This window comes from Paludibacterium denitrificans (assembly GCF_009707705.1).
Classification (GTDB): Bacteria; Pseudomonadota; Gammaproteobacteria; order Burkholderiales; family Chromobacteriaceae; genus Paludibacterium_A; species Paludibacterium_A denitrificans.
Genome location: NZ_WLYX01000001.1, coordinates 683447 through 701090 on the forward strand (window position 1 = coordinate 683447; position 17644 = coordinate 701090).

The following is a 17644-nucleotide window of genomic DNA, read 5'->3' on the forward strand; positions in this document are numbered from 1 at the left end:
CATGGCACTGACCACTCTCCCCTGCCGCAGTGGCATCGGGCTGCGTGCTCCGCACTATCATCAGGTGCTGGCGCAGCGGCCACCGCTCGGCTGGGTAGAGGTGCATAGCGAGAATTTTTTCGACGGCGGCGAGGCTCTCGCCATGCTGCACAAGGTCGCCGCAGAGTGGCCGCTGTCGCTGCATGGCGTCGGTTTGGGGCTGGGGTCAGCCGAGCGCCCCGACCGTCAGCATCTGGCCTCGCTCAGACATCTGGTGGAGCAGCTGCAACCGGCGGCGGTGTCGGAACACCTGTCGTTCAATCATTCTGACCAGCGTTACGTCAACGACCTGCTGCCCATTCCCTACACCCGGGCGGCGTTACCCAGCGTAGCGGCGCACGTCGCCGAAACGCAGGATGTGCTGCAACGGCCGATTCTGCTGGAAAACCTGTCCAGTTACCTGATGTTTCCCGGCAACGACCTGCATGAAGGCGAGTTTCTGGCCGAGCTGGTCAAGCGCACCGGCTGCGGCATTCTGCTGGACGTCAACAACCTGTACGTCAATCACGTCAATCTGGGCGTGGACATCGACGCGGTGTTGTCGGCGCTGCCGCCCGACGCGATTGGCGAGATCCATCTGGCCGGTTATTCGCAGCAGTTCGGTTTGCTGGTCGATACCCATAGCCAGCCGGTGCACCCGGAAGTGTGGCAGCTGTATCGTCAGGTCATCGCGCGCTTTGGCCCACGCCCAACACTGATTGAATGGGATCTGGACATTCCCCCGCTGGCGGTTTTACAAGCCGAAGCCGACAAGGCACAAGCCATCTTGCAGGAGCAGGCATGAACGACTGGCAGGCATGGCAACAGACCTTGCTGGAGTTAATCGCACAACCCGAGTACGACGCTTCGGCCAACCTTGCACTGCCAGCGGCCGCGCTGGCGGTCTACCGCAACAACTACCGCGTCGGTCTCCGCTCAACACTGGCATTCATTTACCCGGTTTGCTTAAGCAACTGGTGGGGGACGAATTCTTCAACGCGCTGGCCGCCGCGTTTATCGAGCAACACCCGTCCCGCTCCGGCAATCTGCATCATTACGGTCAAGAACTGGCCCACTGGCTGGCCGGGTTTGCCCCGGCGCAAAGCCTGCCTTACTTGCCCGATCTGGCAGAGCTGGAATGGGCTGTACATCGGGCCTACTACGCAGCCGATTTCACCCCGCTCGACAGCGCGGCTCTGGCCAAGGTTCCGCCAGCAAGTTGGCCGAACCTGACCTTGCAACTGGCACCCACCCTGACCTTGCTGCGCTCCGACTGGCCAATTGGCACGCTTTGGCTCGCCCATCAAAACGCCAACCCGGATGCAGCGCTGCAACAGATTGAAGCCATCGCAGAAAACGTCGTGGTCACGCGGTGCGCGGGTCAGGTCACCGTGCAATGTATCAGCCGCGCACAGGCCACGCTGATCGCCAGTCTGGCGGCCGGGCAGACGCTGGACGGCGCCACCCAACAAGCGCTGGCGCTCGACCCCAAGCTTGATCTGCAAAGCAGCCTGCTATTGCTGTTTCAGCAACACGGACTCAGCGGTTTTCGTCTGGCCGACCAGCCCGGCCAAGACTAGCGCTCGTCAGCACCAACGTCTTGCCCGCTACGGGCCACACCCCAAACCTGGCACGGCCTAACCGGCCATGCCCGGCGGATCGATTGCGCCAGCGTGGCAAAGCAGCGGGTAATTTCATCTTCATCCACCGGTGCATAGCCCAGCAACAGCCCTTGTTGCGCCGTCGTCCCCGCGCGGTAATAGCGGCTTAACGGCCGGGTGATGATGCCGCGCGCCAAGGCATCGGCACTGATCGCCTGATCGTTGCCCTTTTCGGCCAACCCCAGCACCAGATGCAGACCGGCAGCGCCATCATGAATCGGCAGACTCTGGCCAAACTCGTTGTCAATGGCAGACAACAAGGCTTCGCGCCGGGCCGCGTACAAGTTGCGCATGCGCCGGATATGCGAGACAAAATGCCCTTCCATGATGAAATCGGCCAACACCGCCTGAGTCAGATACTGACCGCCGCGAAAGAGCTCGGACAACCCGGTGCGGAACGGCTCGACCAGTTCTTTGGGCACCACCATGTACCCCAGCCGCAAGCCGGGAAACAGCACTTTGGAAAACGTCGCCAGATAGAGCACGCGGCCATGCTCATCCAGCCCTTGCAACGATGGCAGGGGCGGACGGCCGTAGCGGAACTCGCTGTCGTAATCATCTTCCACCACCCACACCTGATTGCGATGGGCATACGCCAGTAACTGGCGACGGCGCGCCGGGCTCATCACCGCCCCCAACGGGTATTGGTGCGACGGCGACACAAACACCAGCCGTGGCTGTTCCCACGGCATGCCTTCACGCACCTGCAAACCGGCTTCATCCACCGGCATCGGCACCGTTTCCAGCCCTGCCGTCCGCCACACGCTGTGCACCCCCCAATAACTGGGGTTTTCCACCCGAGCACTATCGCCCGGATCGCACAACAGCATGGCAATCAGTTGCAGCGAGGCGTGTGTCCCGTTGGTGATGATGATCTGCTCCGGTTCACAGCGCACGCCGCGCGAGGTGCGCAGATAATCGGCCAGCGCCTCGCGCAAGACAGGTAAACCGGTGTCCACCGAATAGGTCATTAATTCTGGCAGCGGTTTGCGCCAGTAGCGGTTATGCAGGCGCACCCGGTACGCGACGGAAAAGCCCGCATTTCCGGCACCCCGGGCATGAACGCCCCCCACTGCCGCAAACCGGCACCAGCCTGATTCATTAAGCCTGCACCGCGCCGCGACAGCAGCGGCAACACCTTGCTGGCCGGTTCTGGCTGGTCAGCCGTGGCCTGACGCTGGCGCACCATTTTGTCGGGCCGGGTATCCAGCACAAACGTGCCCTTGCCTACGTAAGCGGCCACATAGCCTTCCGCCGTCAGCCGTTCATAGACATGAATCACCGTATTGCGCGCGATGCCCAATTCAGCCGCCAGCTGGCGCGACGACGGTAGCCGACAGCCGGGCACCAGCTCCTCCAGCAAGATGGCCTCGCGCAACAGCCGGTACAGCTGCTTGTTGTCCGATTCCTCGCTGTCATGGGCAAAGCGCAGTTGCAACAAATCGGCCAACAGGGAATGGGGGCGGGTGGCGGCTAAACGAGAGGCTGGCATGGTGACAGTATCGGAACCAATTGGCTCCATTAAAAAAACAGAATTGGGTCTAATTCTATCACCAATCAATGATTACACTGCCGCCGATGCAGCCTTCTAGGTTGCTGATAAAAAAACATAATTGACTCTGGCCACCCTCCCCTACCGGAATTCGGCCAACTACAGAGGAAGTCTGGCTGCCCAAATGTGGCACGACGACTTTCAGGCAAGGAAGAACGATCAATGAGTGCACCTTCTCAAGGTTTGAGCCACGGGCTCAAGCAACGGCATGTCACCATGCTGTCCATTGCTTAAGCGTGATTGGCGCCGGGTTGTTTGTTGGCTCCGGCCACGCCATCGCCGAAGCCCGGCCGTGCTGCTGGCTTATGCCATCGCTGGCATGCTGGTGGTTCTGGTCATGCGCATGCTGGGTGAAATGGCGGTTGCCCAGCCAGATACCGGTTCGTTTTCCACCTATGCCGATCGCGCCATCGGCCACTGGGCGGGCTATATCATCGGTTGGTTGTACTGGTGGTTCTGGGTACTGGTGATTCCGCTGGAAGCCAACGCCGCCGCCACCATTTTGCACGCCCTGGTTCGGCTCGGTGCCGATGTGGGCATTTGCGCTGGGCATCACCTCGCTGCTCACCATCACCAACCTGTTCAGCGTCAAGAACTACGGTGAATTCGAGTTCTGGTTTGCCCTGATCAAGGTGGTGGCCATCGTGGCGTTCCTCGCCATTGCCGGTGCCGCCATCCTTGGCCTGATCCCGACGAGCCAGGTCAGCGGTGTTTCTCACCTGTTTGACCGTGGTGGTTTCATGCCGCATGGCTTTGGTGCCGTACTGGGCGCCATGCTGACCACCATGTTCACGTTCCTCGGCACCGAGATCGTCACCATCGCCGCTGCCGAATCCGACAATCCGGACAAACAGATCGCCAAGGCGACCAACTCGGTTATCTGGCGGATCAGCCTGTTCTATCTGGGTTCCATTTTTGTCGTGATTTCGCTGGTAGCGTGGAACGATCCGCAACTGCCGCTGGCCGGTTCCTATCAGCGTACGCTGGAACTGATCGGCATCCCGCACGCCAAGGCGCTGGTGGATGTCATCGTGCTGGTTTCCGTAGCCAGTTGCCTCAACTCCGCGCTGTACACCGCTTCGCGCATGCTGTACTCGCTGGCGGCTCGTCAGGATGCCTTTGAAATCTTCAACAGTACCGACAGCAATGGCACCCCGCGCATGGCGGTACTGGGCTCGATGGTGGTTGGCTTCCTGGTGGTAATTGCCAACTATCTGGTACCCAAAGAAGTGTTCAATATCCTGCTGGCCACCTCTGGCACCATCGCCCTGCTGGTCTATCTGGTGATTGCCATCTCGCAGCTGCGCATGCGCAAACTGATGGACACCAAGGGCCAGACGCCGTCCTTCCGCATGTGGTGTTTCCCTTGGCTGACCTGGGCCGTGATCGGTTTCATCTGCGCCGTACTGGTACTGATGGCCATTCGTCCGGATCACCAGATCGAGGTCATTGGCACCGCCGTCCTCACCATCGGTTTGATGGTCGTCGGCTGGCTCCGCGCCCGTGCCTTTGGCACGCCATGGCGCCAACCGCTGCTTAACCACCAAATAAACCGACAGTAACCGCCAGAACCTGACCGGGGCAGAGCCTTCGCGCTGACAACAGCACGGAGCCTCCGCCCCGGTTTTTTTCATGACAACCCTCCCGGCCTACCGCCGCATGCTGGCTAGCCATTGGCCCTATCCTCCCCCATCGGCCTCGTAGCGGATGGCCACAGCCAATCATCGACGTCTCCCAAGCCGCGTTCGTGGCTCACACCACATCCATCATTCGGCCAACCTTCAATCCAAATAAAGAACCGTCTGCCCACACCATCGGCTCGCTCCGTCCCCGATGCGACAGGTAATCAGCATTGCAGGTAATGAGTGGGAATGCAGAAAAGACCGCAACACGGCAAAAAAATGGGCTACAAGGGTACACCTAACAACGCTCGTTATGAAGGGAGAACAAGAGGAGAGACCATTGCATACCACTCCCACGATATGCAGGTTTACAACAAAATCGTTACATTCAGCCTGCTACACAATCCAGGCAATCAACGGTGCGGCAAATACGGTAGCCAAGCCACCCAACATCATCGTCAGGCTCGCCACCACGCCTTCTTCCGCACCCAGTTCATTCGCTTTGGCCGTTCCGGCACCATGTGCTGCGGCGCCCAACAACGCGCCCTTGGCCAGACGGGAACGTACCGGCAACCAGGCCAGCATCAATTCACCAATCAACATGCCACATACGCCGGTTACCACCACAAACACCGCCGTCAAATCGGGCGAAGCGCCAATACTCGGTGCCGCCGCCAAGGCAAACGGTGTACTGATCGAGCGCGGGGCCGGCTTTTCTGCAGCAATTGCGACAGATCCAGCCAACGCGCCAACCAGACCGAACTGATCACCGCCACCGGCATGCCAACCAGCACACCACTCAACAACGGTAACCAGTGCTTAAGCGGATCAGTTTGCGCTGCTCATAAATCGGCACAGCAAACGCCACCGTAGCGGGCCCCAACAGCCAAGTCAGCCAGTGGGTATCTTCAAAATAGGTGTGGTAAGGCACTCTGGCCACCACCACCAAGGCAATCAACACCAGCGGTGCCGCCAGAATCGGCGCGCTCCACCATTGATGCGTCTTGCCATATACTTGCTTGGCTACCCAGTAACAAACTATCGTTACCAGCAGGCAACCCAGCGCAATTTCATGCTCCATGGCTTACACTTCCCGGTGACGCCAGCGACGACGCCACACCAGTTCCAACCGATAGCTAAGATCCACAGCAAACGAAGTTGCCGCCATCACCATCATGGTGGAAAGCAGAATCACCAGTGCAATCCGTACTCCTGCGGCAGCGATGACCTGTGGATACTGCACCACGGCAACGACCGCCGGGATAAAAAACAGCAGCATTTCGGCCAACAGCCAACGCGCCCCACTGCGGCACCAGTCCAACGGAAGCCACCCCAGCCAGAGCGCTGCCAGCACCAAGCTCATGCCCAGTATTCCGGCAGGCACTTCCGGCAGGAATTGGCCGCTCAACCAACTTGCGCCCACCCACACCGCACTGAGCAAGACAACCTGACTTACCGTCATCAATGTCTGTTTCACTGCCATAAAATGGGTCGCCATGATTGAGCCACAACACAACACAGGGAGTGATGCAGAGTATAGTCTTGCCAAAGCCATTCAAAAAATGAATTAAAATTATCAGATCAATTCCATAATGGAATCTAAACATGGATATCCGCGCGCTGCGCTATTTTTCCGAAGTTGTAAAACGGCAAAGCTTCACTAAAGCGGCCGAAGCGCTATTCGTCACACAGCCCACCATCAGCAAAATGGTCAAACAGCTGGAAGACGAACTGGGCATGCCGTTGATCCTGCGCGAAGGGCGGCACTTCCGCCTGACCGATGCTTAAGCCGCGTCACCTACGAGCGAGGTCGCGAAATTCTGTCCGCCATGAGCCAGCTGAAAAACGAGCTCAACGACCTGGCCTCGCTCAGTAGCGGCGAACTGGTGGTTGGCCTGCCGCCGATGATGGGGGTGGCTTTCTTCGCGCCGGTGGTCAGCGCCTTCCGCGCGCGCTACCCCGGGGTGGAGCTCAAGATGGTGGAAGAAGGCGCCCTCGGCATCGAACACAGCATCCGTTCGGGCGCACTGGAAATCGGGCTGGCAGTACTGCCGGTCGACAATCAGATCTTCGACCAGTTTGCCGTGGTGCGCGATCCGCTGTGTCTGATTGCCCCGGCAGGTTCACCCGGCATGGGAAATCGGTGATCCATCTGGCGGAAATCGCCGATCAGGCGTTTGTGCTCTACCCGGAAGACTTTACCCTGTACAGCCGCATCACCCATGCCTTCCGCGAGCTGAACAAACCCCTGCACATCGTCGGACGCAGCGCACACTGGGACTTCATCGTGAAACTGGTGGCCGCGCGGCTGGGCGTAACCCTGCTACCACGTTCGGTAGTGGAACCGTTGGACCGGGAGGTTTACGATGTCATTCCCTTGTCCGACCGCCGCCTGATCTGGCACCTTGGGCTGATCTGGCGCAAAAACAGCTATCTGTCTCATGCCGCCCGGGCCTGGATTGCCGTCACCCGCGATGTACTGGGCGGCATGGAATAACACCGACTGCAACAAGGAATCGCTCTCATGAAAACCGTCATGGCCCGGCTACTGGCCGTACTGCTCACCAGCTGTGCCAGCTTCAGCCTGCAAAAGCCGCAAATCCATATCGCGGACATTCAACCGGTTAAGACCACGCTACTGGAACAATCCTTCGATCTGACGCTGCGCGTGCAAAACCCCAATAATCGCGAACTAACCGCCAAGGGCATCAGTTTTGATCTGAACGTCGCGGGCGAGAAACTGGCCACCGGCGTCAGCAACCAGTGCCGTGGCCATCCCGGCTCTCGGCGAAGGTAAAATCAAGCTACGGCTCTATACCTCGCTGGGCAGTTGGCTGAAACAGGCTGGCAAATTCATGGAAAAACCGGACGGCAAACTGGACTACGAAATCAAGGGCTATCTGGACGGGCTCAATGGCTGGGGGCGCATTCCGTTTACCAGCCGCGGCAGCTGGAACAATCCGCTACGCGCCCAGTAAGCAGTACAAGGTTGGCCGAAACACCGGAGAGTTCGGCCAACCTCGTACCTCAGTGACACCGCCATCAGTCGATGACACCACTGACCAGCGCAATAAAAAACGCCACCGTCTGGTGGCGTTTTCAGAGCAAGAACACTTGGCTTGATCAGAGCATGCCTTTGCTTTGCAGCAACTCGAACATGGTCTTGCCGATTTCAGCCGGGCTACGGGTATAGGCAATACCCGCGCGTTCAAAGGCTTTGAACTTCTCCTCAGCCGTACCCTTGCCGCCAGAGATGATGGCACCGGCATGGCCCATGCGCTTGCCCTTGGGAGCGGTCACCCCGGCAATGTAGCCAACCACCGGTTTGGTCACATAGGTCTTGGCAAACTCGGCCGCTTCCTCTTCCGCCGTACCGCCAATTTCACCGATCATCACGATCGCATCGGTATCCGGATCATCCCGGAACAGTTTCAGCGCATCAATGTGGCTAGTACCCGGGATCGGGTCACCGCCGATACCGATACACGTGGACTGGCCCAGACCCAAGGCGGTGGTTTGCGCCACGGCTTCATAGGTCAGCGTGCCAGAACGGGACACGATGCCGATACGGCCCGGATTGTGGATGTGCCACGGCATAATGCCGATCTTGCACTCGCCCGGAGTGATGATGCCGGGGCAGTTCGGCCCGATCAGGCGTACTAAGCCTTCGTCCACGGCTTTCTTCACGTACAGCATGTCCAGCGTCGGCACGCCTTCGGTAATGCAGACGATCAGCTTCACGCCGCTGTCCAGCGCTTCCAGAATGGAGTCCTTGGCAAAAGCCGCCGGTACATAGATCACCGAGGCGTCGGCCCGGGTCTCACGCACGGCATCTTTCATGGTATTGAACACCGGCAAACCCAGATGCTCGCTACCACCCTTGCCCGGTGTCACGCCACCCACTACCTTGGTGCCAACTTTCAGCGCCTGTTCAGCGTGGAAAGTCCCGTTCTTGCCGGTGAAACCCTGCACCAGCACTTTTGTGTTTTTGTTAACCAATACGCTCATGGTCTATTCCTTCGTCTGTGCAGGGGGGATCAGGCAGCGGCCTTGACGGCAGCAACGATCTTCTCGGCGGCGTCATTCAGGCCTTGGGCAGAAGTCAGCTTCAGGCCAGACTCGTCCAGCAGCTTGGCGCCCAGCTCGGCATTATTGCCTTCCAGACGTACCACCACCGGCACGGTGACATGAACTTCTTTCACCGCGGCGATAATCGCTTCGGCGATCATGTCGCAACGTACGATGCCACCAAAAATATTGATCAGCACACCCTGTACCGAGCTGTCGGCCGGATCAGTTTGAAGGCTTCGATCACGCGCTCTTTGGTTGCGCCGCCGCCCACATCCGGAAGTTGGCTTAAGCTGACCGCCCTTGAGCTTGATGATATCCATGGTAGCCATGGCCAGACCGGCACCGTTTACCATGCAACCGATATTGCCTTCCAGCGCCACGTAGTTCAGGTCGAACTCCGAGGCTTTCACCTCGCGCTCGTTTTCCTGCGAGGTGTCACGCTGGGCAGCCAGTTCAGGATGACGATACAGCGCATTGGAATCCAGATTGATCTTGGCATCGACACATGCCAAGGCCCCGCCTTCACGCACAGCCAGCGGGTTGACTTCGAACAGGGCGAAGTCGTTTTCGACGAAGGCCTGATAAGCGCCCAACATCATTTTTACAAAAGCATTGACCTGATCAGCCTTCAGTCCCAGTGCAAACGCCACATCGCGTGCCCGGAACGGCTGCATGCCCACCAGCGGATTCACCTCGACCTTGATGATCTTTTCCGGGGTTTCTTCCGCTACCTTCTCAATTTCCACGCCACCTTCGGTAGAGGCCATGAACACCACACGCTGGGAGCCACGGTCAACCACCGCGCCCAGATACAGTTCACGTTCTACCGGGTACATGTCTTCACATACCAGGACAGAATTGACCGGCTGGCCATTGGCATCAGTCTGGTAAGTCACCAGATTCGTGCCGATTAGCGCCTTGGCCACTTCTGCCGCTTCTTCACGGCTTTTTACCACTTTCACGCCACCGGCCTTACCTCGACCGCCAGCATGTACCTGAGCCTTCACAACGGCAAATTTACCACCAAGTTTGTCGTAAGCAGCGGCTGCTTCTTCCGGTGTCTTGGCAAGTACGCCCAGTTGCACCGGCAGGCCGTATTTGGCCAGCAGTTCTTTCGCTTGATATTCGTGCAGGTTCATCTATGGTTTCCTTTTGGTGGAAATGATGGTGAGCCTTTCGGCCAACGTCTCTCTTCCGTAATTATGTTTCCTCAACCCTTTTTGTATTCAGACCCGGCCACTCCGCCCGGAATAGCCAAGCCTCATACCCTTCTCGGAACCGGTCTTGCCGCAACAAAACCCCAGGGCACCCGACACAAAAATGGGGCGAAAAAGCGTATTTACTTCGTGTAAACAGCATTTTTGCCCCATCTTGCCAGTTTGCCCCATCGGTCTGGACAGCGTAAACCGGCCCTCAGGAATGGGTACCTCATTGCAAGGTACCACATCCTTTACTACTCAACACTACCCACTAGGGTAAGCCCCTAGCTTGCAAGTGGATCAACCGTGCAGCGCGCGCTTGTCAGCAGCCAGAGCGGCTTCGTGCACCACTTCGCTCAGCGACGGATGCGCATGGACAATGCGAGCCAAATCTTCGCTGGCTGCCTTGAATTCCATCGAAACCACACCCTCGGTCACCAGTTCGGACACCATCGGCCCGATCATGTGAATACCCGAGGATACGATCGGTCTTGGCATCGGCCAACAGCTTGACAGTACCTTGAGCCTGGCCCAGACCCAGCGCACGGCCGTTGGCGGCAAAGCTGGAAGTGCCTTTCTTGTATTCGATACCTTCAGCCTTGAGCTGCTCTTCGGTCTTGCCCACCCGGCAATTTCCGGCGAGGTATAGATTACCCAAGGAATGGTAGCAAAGTCGACATGCGGTTTTTGACCAGCAATACGCTCGGCCACAGCCACTGCTTCTTCCGAAGCCTTGTGAGCCAGCATCGGGCCACGTACTACGTCGCCAATCGCCCAAACATTAGGCAGGTTGGTATGACAGTTGTCATCCACCACTACAAAACCGCGTTGGTCGGTTTGCAGGCCCACCACATCGGCACCCAAGCCAGCCGTGTTCGGTACACGGCCGATCGACACGATCAGCTTGTCGAACTCGGCAGCAGTGGTTTCACCGTTCAGTTCGTAGTTAACGGTCACGCTATCGGCAGCGGTCTTGATCTCGCCAATTTTCACGCCAAGCTTGATGTCCAGACCGGTATCTTTGGTCAGCGTCTTGAACGCTTCCTTGGCGATCTGCTGGTCAGCGGCGGCCGGAAGGTAGGTGCCGCTTCCAGAATGGTCACTTCCGCCCCCAGACGCTTCCAGACCGACCCCATTTCCAGACCGATCACCCCGGCGCCAATCACACCCGTGCGCTTCGGCACGGCAGGCAGCGCCAGCGCACCTTCGTTGTCCAGCACCAGCTGGTTATCAGTCGGCAGACCCGGCAGCTGACGCGGGGTAGAACCGGTTGCCACGATAACGTGCGTGGCTTCCAGCGTATCCACCACGGCGCCGTTATCGGTCACTTCAACCACCCAGCGTTCGCCCTGACGGCCCTTGAAGGCGGCAAAGCCATGGATATTGGCAACCTTGTTCTTCTTGAACAGGAAGGCAATACCACCGGCATTCTTGTTGATGATGCCGGTCTTGCGTTCCAGCATGGTGGCCACGTCCATCTTGGCACCGTCCACGCTGATACCGTGCTTGGCAAAGTCATGCTGCACGGCGTGGAAGTTTTCCGAAGATTGCAACAAGGCCTTGGACGGGATGCAGCCCACGTTCAGGCAGGTACCGCCCAAAGACGGCTTGCCTTCCGGGTTTTTGAAGGCATCAACGCATGCCGTGTTGAAACCCAGTTGTGCTGCACGAATAGCCGCAACGTAACCGCCGGGGCCCCCACCAATCACAACCACGTCAAATTGTTGGCTCATGGATTTTTCCTTGTCTGGTTGGCCCAGTGCTTTCGGCCAACCTGCTTCAGTCATAAAGAATGCCTGAATGTTACTCACATCATGCGACGCAACAGTTTCAGGCACCCTTGTCGTTTCTTCAGGCTTGCCGGTATCGCTACCGGCATACCGTTATTACAGGTCCGAGGATCAGACGAGCCGGATCTTCCAGCAGGTCTTTGATCGTTACCAGCGTCAGCACGGCTTCGCGGCCATCAATGATGCGGTGGTCGTAAGACAGCGCCGGTACATCATCGGACGAACAACCACCTGACCATTTTCCACCACTGCACGCTCCTTGGTAGCGTGCATGCCCAGAATGGCAGATTGCGGCGGGTTAATGATCGGAGTGGACATCATGGAACCGAAAGTACCACCGTTGGTGATCGAGAACGTACCACCGGTCAGGTCTTCCAGCGCCAGCTTGCCGTCCTTGGCTTTCACGGCGAAATCAGCGATGGTCTTTTCGATCTCGGCAATCGACATCTGGTCAGCATTGCGCAGGATCGGTACAACCAGACCACGCGGGCTGCCAACAGCGATACCAATGTCAAAGTAGCCGTGATAGATCACGTCGTTACCATCAACCGAGGCATTCACTACCGGGAATTTCTTCAGGGCAGCTACCGCAGCCTTCACAAAGAACGACATGAAGCCCAGCTTCACGCCATGTTCTTTTTCAAACTTTTCCTTGTACTTGGCGCGCAGATCCATCACCGGCTTCATGTTCACTTCATTGAAGGTGGTGAGGATGGCATTGGTCTGTTGCGACATCAGCAGACGTTCTGCCACACGCTGACGCAGACGGCTCATCGGCACGCGCTGTTCCGGACGGTCAGACAGCAGCGAGGCCACATTAACCGCAGCAGGCGTGGATGCCAGTGCCGTACCAGCCGGTGCAGCAGGCTTGGCCAGTACCGGGCCGGATTGTGCCGGAGCTGCACTGGTCTTGGCCGCAGACTGCACATCTTCTTTCAGGATACGACCGTCGCGACCAGAACCAGCTACGTCAGCCAGATTCACGCCGGTTTCAGCAGCCAGCTTGGCGGCCGACGGCATCGCCGCACCACCGGTTGCAGCCGGGGCAGCAGCGGCCGGGGCCGGAGCCGCGGCAGCAGGTTCAGCAGCAGGAGCGGCCGCACTGGCCTTGGCTTCGGTATCGATTTGGGCAATCAGTTGACCAGAGGTCACCGTGGTGCCGTCCTGTTCGATGATCTTGACGATCACACCAGCCTGCGGCGCTGGCAGTTCCAGTACGACCTTGTCTGTTTCCAGATCGATCAGGTTTTCATCACGTTCAACAAAGTCGCTAACCTTCTTGTGCCAGGACATCAGGGTAGCTTCGGAAACCGATTCCGGCAGTTGCGGTACTTTAACTTCGATCAGCATGTTCTTCTCCATGATGGGCGGCCATCAGACCGCCCTCTTCCGTGTCTCTAGGGGTAGGACGTTATTTAGCAATCGTCATGGCTTCTTCGACGAAGCCTTTCAGTTGTGCCACGTGCTTGCTCATGTAACCCACTGCTTACGAGGCGGAGGATGGACGACCAGCAAAAGTCAGCGCTTGTTTGGCACCCATCAGGCCTTCCAGACGGTGACGGATCTGGTTCCAAGCCCCTTGGTTACGCGGTTCTTCCTGTACCCATACCACTTCCTTGGCATGGCTGTACTTGGACAACTCGGCGGCCAGCTGTTCGGTCGGGAACGGATACAGCTGCTCGATCCGCACGATGGCGATATCGTCAGCCAATTCACGTTCTTTGCGGCCGTTAAACAGATCGTAGTAGACCCTGGGCTTAAACACAACAGAACCCGTTTCACTTTCTTGGCATCCTGTACCGTGCTGTCACCGATAACCGGGCGGAAAGCACCGCTGGTAAAGGCGTCGATCGGGCTCATTGAGTCCTTGTAACGCAGCAGACGCTTGGACAGGAACACCACCAGCGGCTTGCGATACGGACGCAGGACCTGACGACGCAGCACATGGAACATCTGGCTGGCTTCGGACGGCATCACCACCGGATGTTGTGCTCGGCACACAGTTGCAACCAGCGTTCCACACGAGCGGAAGAGTGTTCCGGACCTTGGCCATCGTAGCCGTGCGGCAGGATGGTAGTCAGGCCACACAGACGGCCCCACTTGGTTTCACCAGAGGTAATGAACTGGTCAATGGCAACTTGTGCACCGTTGGCAAAGTCACCGAACTGGGCTTCCCAGATCACCAGCTGATCCGGTGCAGAGCAGGCATAGCCATACTCGTAAGCCAATACGGCTTCTTCATTCAGGATGGAGTCAATAACCGGGAACTCGGCCTGATTTTCCGACAGGTTACGCAACGGCACATAGGCGCCCTGATCCCAACGTTCACGGTTCTGATCGTGTACGACGGCATGGCGATGCGAGAACGTACCACGGCCGGAATCTTCACCGGACAGACGTACACCAAAGCCATTGGTCACCAGCGAAGCATATGCCAAGGTTTCGGCCATGCCCCAGTCGACATTCTGTTCACCAGCGGCCATGGCACGACGGGCTTTGAGCACCTTGTCTACGGTCGGGTGAACCTTGAAATCGGCCGGAACGGTGGTGAATTTTTTCGGCCAACCGCTGGATATCAGCCAGCGGCAGAGCGGTTTCGGTCGGATGCGCCCAGTGGGTGCCCATGAACGGGCTCCAGTCCACGGCGTGGCTACGACGGTAGTTGGTGAGGGCAGTCTGTTCAACATGCTCGCCTTTATCCAGCGCATCGCGGTAAGCACGGATGGCACCGTCAGCTTCTTCCTGCTTGAGCAGACCTTCGTTCACCAGACGCTCGGCATACATGGCGCGCACACCTGCGTGCTTGGCGATCTTTTTGTACATCATCGGCTGGGTCAGGAACGGATCATCGCCTTCGTTGTGGCCCAGTTTGCGATAGCACACCAGATCGATGACCACATCCTTGTGGAAGGCCATACGGTAATCCAGCGCTGCCTGCATCACATAGCACACGGCTTCCGGATCATCACCGTTGACGTGGAAGATCGGCGCTTCAACCATCTTGGACACATCGGTACAGTACAGCGTGGAACGCATGTCACGGGTATCGGACGTGGTGAAACCGACCTGGTTGTTGATGACGATGTGGATGGTGCCGCCGGTACCGTAGCCGCGAGTCTGCGACAGGTTGAAGGTACCACGGTTCACACCCAGACCGGCAAAGGCCGAGTCACCATGGATCAATACCGGAATCACCTGACGGCGTTCACTATCTTTGCGACGGTCCTGACGAGCGCGTACCGAACCTTCCACCACCGGATTCACAATTTCCAGATGCGACGGGTTGAACGCTAGGGAAACGTGCATCGGGCCGTTTTCGGTCGGAATATCCGACGAGAAGCCCATGTGGTATTTCACGTCACCGGAAGCCAGTTGCTGCGAGGTCTTGCCTTCGAATTCAGCAAACAGGTCACGCGGCAGCTTGCCCAGCGTATTCACCAATACGTTCAGACGACCGCGGTGGGCCATGCCGATGATCAGTTCTTGCACGCCCACGGCGCTGGAGGCGTGAATCAGGTGATCCAGCGCGGCGATGGTGCTTTCACCACCTTCCAGCGAGAAGCGTTTCTGGCCCACATATTTGGTATGTAGGTAACGCTCCAGCGTTTCGGCAGCAGTAATCTGGCTCAGAATGCGTTTTTTCTTGGCTGCATCGTAACGCGGGGTCGACAGGTCCCCTTCGAAACGCTTCTGTACCCAATGCATTTCATCACTGTTGGTGATGTGCATGTATTCCAGTGCCGATATTGCCACAGTAGGTCTGTTTGAGACGGGCCAGAATCTCGGACAATGGCAACTTCTGCGGGCCAACCAGCGAACCCACATTGAACTGTACCGCCATATCGGCATCGGTCAGCCCATGAGTAGCCGGGTCCAGTTCACGCAGATGGCGCTGATCCATACGCTTGAGCGGGTCAAGGTTAGCCTGACGGGAACCCAGAATGCGGTAAGCCGAAATCAGCTTGAGCACCGCCACCTGCTTTTGCATGGACTCCCATTCGGCGACAGGGCTGGAACGTTGACCGCCAACAGGCTTTTTGGCGAGCTGAACAAACGACTCCTGAATCGGCTGATGCGGAACATCGCGCTCCGCTGCACCGGGAGCTTGCGCCAGCTTGTCAAAATAGTCCCGCCATTCTGCCGGAACCGAATTCGGATCAGAGAGGAACTGTTCGTACAGCTCCTCGATGAACGGTGCATTCCCACCAAACAGGTAGGAATGACTGTACATGTCTTGCATCATTATTCGACCCTTTTTTGTCTACGTTGCAGCACTACAAAACGCTAAGGAAACTCGAGGCGGGATCACGGCAAATACCCCCTCCTTATTTCCGTAACGCTCTGATGGCGTCTGCCGTATTGAATATTGTGTATTGTTGAATACAAAGTGGAGCAAAAAAGGTTGGCCGAACGTTCGGCCAACCCTGTTACTGCAGATTAACGCTTGTCGATAGCTACCACGTCACGACGCGCAGCGCCGGTGTACAGCTGACGCGGACGACCGATCTTCATGCCAGGATCCGAAATCATTTCGTTCCAGTGGCTAATCCAGCCTACGGTACGAGCCGAGGGCAAAGATCGGAGTGAACATGGAAACCGGAATACCGATCGCAGACAGTACGATACCGGAGTAGAAGTCTACGTTCGGGTACAGTTTGCGTTCGATGAAGTACGGATCTTCCAGCGCGATCTTTTCCAGAGCCATGGCCAGCTTGAACTGCGGGTCGTTGTGCAGACCCAGTTCGTTCAACACTTCGTCGCAGGTCTGTTTCATGATCTTGGCGCGCGGGTCCATGTTCTTGTACACGCGGTGACCAAAGCCCATCAGTTTGTGGGTCTTGTTCTTAACGCCTTCCATGAAGGCCGGTACGTTTTCAACCGAACCGATCTCATCCAGCATTTTCAGTACAGCTTCGTTGGCGCCGCCGTGCGACGGACCCCACAGGCAAGCAATACCAGCAGCGATACATGCGAACGGGTTGGCGCCAGACGAACCAGCCAGACGAACGGTGGAGGTCGAAGCGTTTTGCTCATGGTCAGCATGCAAGGTGAAGATACGGTCCATTGCACGAGCAATAACCGGGCTCACCTTGTATTCGTCACACGGCGTCGAGAACATCATGTGCAGGAAGTTCTCGGCATAGCCCAAACCATTCTTCGGATAGGAGAACGGCAGGCCCTTGTTGTAGCGGTAAGCTTGAGCGGCGATGGTCGGCAGCTTGGCGATCAGGCGATGAGCCGAGATGCGACGATGTTCCGGATTGGTGATGTCCAGCGAGTCATGGTAGAACGCGGACAGCGCGCCAACCACACCCACCATTACAGCCATCGGGTGAGCGTCACGACGGAAGCCCTTGAACAGGCTCATCAGTTGGTCGTGCAGCATGTTGTGGCGCATGATGCCACGGTTAAATTCGGCACGTTGCTCAGCATTCGGCAGTTCGCCGTTCAGCAGCAAGTAGCAGACTTCCGGGTAATCGGTCTGTTCAGCCAGTTGTTCAATCGGGTAGCCGCGATAGTACAGGTAGCCTTTGTCACCATCGATAAAGGTGATGGAGGACTCGCAGCTGGCGGTAGCCGGGAAGCCCGGGTCAAACGTAAACATGCCAGTTTTGGCGAAGGTGCGGATGTCCACGACATCCCGGCCCAGCGTACCCTTCAGAACTGGAAATTCCGTGGTATCTTTGCCTTCGTTGTAAGTGAGCGTCACTTTCCGGTTGGTTTCCACAGC

At 57.7% G+C, this 17644-nt stretch carries 16 protein-coding genes and 4 pseudogenes; 9 read left to right on the forward strand and 11 right to left on the reverse strand.

Features of this window, described 5'->3' with window-relative positions:
* Position 1: 1 nt before the first annotated feature.
* Positions 2 to 823 carry an MNIO family bufferin maturase gene (gene bufB, locus GKE73_RS04700; RefSeq protein WP_230369279.1) on the forward strand — a complete coding sequence of 274 codons (822 nt, stop codon included), beginning with the start codon at positions 2 to 4 and terminating at the stop codon, positions 821 to 823.
* A 13-nt stretch (positions 824 to 836) separates the two neighbouring features.
* Positions 837 to 1598: an HvfC/BufC N-terminal domain-containing protein gene (locus GKE73_RS04705; RefSeq protein ID WP_230369280.1), complete on the forward strand. Its 762-nt coding sequence runs from the start codon at positions 837 to 839 to the stop codon at positions 1596 to 1598.
* Here the strand turns inward: GKE73_RS04705 and pdxR are convergent.
* Together pdxR and GKE73_RS04715 are read right to left on the reverse strand one after the other, a co-directional pair.
* Positions 1595 to 2695 (reverse strand): MocR-like pyridoxine biosynthesis transcription factor PdxR, encoded by a 1101-nt coding sequence (pdxR, locus tag GKE73_RS04710; protein WP_230369281.1) that lies wholly within the window; start codon positions 2693 to 2695, stop codon positions 1595 to 1597. The genes GKE73_RS04705 and pdxR overlap by 4 nt on opposite strands.
* A complete protein-coding gene (locus tag GKE73_RS04715; RefSeq protein WP_230369282.1) occupies positions 2650 to 3171 on the reverse strand; it encodes a GntR family transcriptional regulator in 522 nt (173 codons plus the stop codon). Before GKE73_RS04715 ends, pdxR begins: the two co-directional genes overlap by 46 nt.
* A gap of 352 nt (positions 3172 to 3523) precedes the next feature.
* Between GKE73_RS04715 and GKE73_RS22530 the strand changes: the two genes are divergently transcribed.
* Both GKE73_RS22530 and GKE73_RS04720 read left to right on the forward strand, forming a co-directional pair.
* Positions 3524 to 3835, forward strand: a complete 312-nt coding sequence (locus GKE73_RS22530) for an amino acid permease (protein ID WP_312854361.1) — start codon at positions 3524 to 3526, stop codon at positions 3833 to 3835.
* Positions 3762 to 4793 (forward strand): amino acid permease, encoded by a 1032-nt coding sequence (locus tag GKE73_RS04720; RefSeq protein WP_280954767.1) that lies wholly within the window; start codon positions 3762 to 3764, stop codon positions 4791 to 4793. The genes GKE73_RS22530 and GKE73_RS04720 overlap by 74 nt, the downstream gene beginning before the upstream one ends.
* A gap of 456 nt (positions 4794 to 5249) precedes the next feature.
* On the opposite strand, the gene GKE73_RS22535 is transcribed toward GKE73_RS04720, so the two are convergent.
* Genes GKE73_RS22535 through GKE73_RS04730 form a run of 3 tightly spaced genes read right to left on the reverse strand, consistent with a single transcriptional unit; the run spans position 5250 to position 6351 of the window.
* Complete coding sequence (locus GKE73_RS22535; protein ID WP_280954768.1) at positions 5250 to 5597, reverse strand: LrgB family protein; 348 nt, start codon at positions 5595 to 5597, stop codon at positions 5250 to 5252.
* Between the two features lie 55 nt (positions 5598 to 5652).
* Positions 5653 to 5934, reverse strand: coding sequence for an LrgB family protein (locus tag GKE73_RS22540; protein WP_280954769.1), 282 nt, complete (start codon positions 5932 to 5934; stop codon positions 5653 to 5655).
* A gap of 3 nt (positions 5935 to 5937) precedes the next feature.
* Entirely contained in the window at positions 5938 to 6351 is a 414-nt protein-coding gene (locus tag GKE73_RS04730) for a CidA/LrgA family protein (RefSeq protein ID WP_230369283.1), read from the reverse strand.
* A 107-nt stretch (positions 6352 to 6458) separates the two neighbouring features.
* Here GKE73_RS04730 and GKE73_RS22545 point away from each other — a divergent pair, with 107 nt between their 5' ends.
* Genes GKE73_RS22545 through GKE73_RS04750 form a run of 5 tightly spaced genes read left to right on the forward strand, consistent with a single transcriptional unit; the run spans position 6459 to position 7831 of the window.
* The gene (locus tag GKE73_RS22545) at positions 6459 to 6641 is read left to right on the forward strand and encodes a LysR family transcriptional regulator (protein WP_280954770.1); all 183 of its coding nucleotides are present in this window, start codon (positions 6459 to 6461) and stop codon (positions 6639 to 6641) included.
* A 41-nt stretch (positions 6642 to 6682) separates the two neighbouring features.
* Positions 6683 to 7000: a LysR substrate-binding domain-containing protein gene (locus GKE73_RS22550; RefSeq protein ID WP_280954771.1), complete on the forward strand. Its 318-nt coding sequence runs from the start codon at positions 6683 to 6685 to the stop codon at positions 6998 to 7000.
* Positions 6997 to 7350, forward strand: a complete 354-nt coding sequence (locus GKE73_RS22555; RefSeq protein WP_312854362.1) for a LysR substrate-binding domain-containing protein — start codon at positions 6997 to 6999, stop codon at positions 7348 to 7350. Before GKE73_RS22550 ends, GKE73_RS22555 begins: the two co-directional genes overlap by 4 nt.
* Before the next feature lie 27 nt (positions 7351 to 7377).
* Positions 7378 to 7650 carry an LEA/WHy family protein gene (locus tag GKE73_RS04745; RefSeq protein WP_230369284.1) on the forward strand — a complete coding sequence of 91 codons (273 nt, stop codon included), beginning with the start codon at positions 7378 to 7380 and terminating at the stop codon, positions 7648 to 7650.
* Positions 7622 to 7831, forward strand: coding sequence for an LEA/WHy family protein (locus tag GKE73_RS04750; RefSeq protein WP_230369285.1), 210 nt, complete (start codon positions 7622 to 7624; stop codon positions 7829 to 7831). The genes GKE73_RS04745 and GKE73_RS04750 overlap by 29 nt, the downstream gene beginning before the upstream one ends.
* Positions 7832 to 7976: 145 nt before the next feature.
* Here GKE73_RS04750 and sucD read toward each other — a convergent pair whose 3' ends face one another.
* The 6 genes and pseudogenes from sucD to gltA all read right to left on the reverse strand — a co-directional run bounded on the left by sucD (position 7977) and on the right by gltA (position 17641).
* The gene (sucD, locus tag GKE73_RS04755; RefSeq protein ID WP_230369286.1) at positions 7977 to 8861 is read right to left on the reverse strand and encodes a succinate--CoA ligase subunit alpha; all 885 of its coding nucleotides are present in this window, start codon (positions 8859 to 8861) and stop codon (positions 7977 to 7979) included.
* Positions 8862 to 8890: 29 nt separating this feature from the next.
* Positions 8891 to 10063 carry an ADP-forming succinate--CoA ligase subunit beta gene (gene sucC / locus GKE73_RS04760; RefSeq protein ID WP_230369287.1) on the reverse strand — a complete coding sequence of 391 codons (1173 nt, stop codon included), beginning with the start codon at positions 10061 to 10063 and terminating at the stop codon, positions 8891 to 8893.
* A 360-nt stretch (positions 10064 to 10423) separates the two neighbouring features.
* Positions 10424 to 11856, reverse strand: a pseudogene (gene lpdA / locus GKE73_RS04765) (dihydrolipoyl dehydrogenase).
* Positions 11857 to 11992: 136 nt separating this feature from the next.
* Positions 11993 to 13263 (reverse strand): annotated as a pseudogene (gene odhB, locus GKE73_RS04770) (2-oxoglutarate dehydrogenase complex dihydrolipoyllysine-residue succinyltransferase).
* A gap of 61 nt (positions 13264 to 13324) precedes the next feature.
* Positions 13325 to 16156 (reverse strand): annotated as a pseudogene (locus tag GKE73_RS04775) (2-oxoglutarate dehydrogenase E1 component).
* Positions 16157 to 16350: 194 nt separating this feature from the next.
* A pseudogene (gltA, locus tag GKE73_RS04780) lies at positions 16351 to 17641 on the reverse strand (citrate synthase).
* Positions 17642 to 17644: the final 3 nt, after the last annotated feature.

Coding starts and splice junctions, on each gene's coding strand:
- bufB (WP_230369279.1), top strand. CDS start 2: ATGGCACTGACCACTCTCCCCTGCCGCAGTGGCATCGGGCTGCGTGCT.
- GKE73_RS04705 (WP_230369280.1), top strand. CDS start 837: ATGGCAACAGACCTTGCTGGAGTTAATCGCACAACCCGAGTACGACGC.
- GKE73_RS04715 (WP_230369282.1), bottom strand. CDS start 3,171: ATGCCAGCCTCTCGTTTAGCCGCCACCCGCCCCCATTCCCTGTTGGCC.
- GKE73_RS04720 (WP_280954767.1), top strand. CDS start 3,762: ATGTGGGCATTTGCGCTGGGCATCACCTCGCTGCTCACCATCACCAAC.
- GKE73_RS22540 (WP_280954769.1), bottom strand. CDS start 5,934: ATGGAGCATGAAATTGCGCTGGGTTGCCTGCTGGTAACGATAGTTTGT.
- GKE73_RS04730 (WP_230369283.1), bottom strand. CDS start 6,351: ATGGCGACCCATTTTATGGCAGTGAAACAGACATTGATGACGGTAAGT.
- GKE73_RS22545 (WP_280954770.1), top strand. CDS start 6,459: ATGGATATCCGCGCGCTGCGCTATTTTTCCGAAGTTGTAAAACGGCAA.
- GKE73_RS22550 (WP_280954771.1), top strand. CDS start 6,683: ATGAGCCAGCTGAAAAACGAGCTCAACGACCTGGCCTCGCTCAGTAGC.
- GKE73_RS04745 (WP_230369284.1), top strand. CDS start 7,378: ATGAAAACCGTCATGGCCCGGCTACTGGCCGTACTGCTCACCAGCTGT.
- sucD (WP_230369286.1), bottom strand. CDS start 8,861: ATGAGCGTATTGGTTAACAAAAACACAAAAGTGCTGGTGCAGGGTTTC.
- sucC (WP_230369287.1), bottom strand. CDS start 10,063: ATGAACCTGCACGAATATCAAGCGAAAGAACTGCTGGCCAAATACGGC.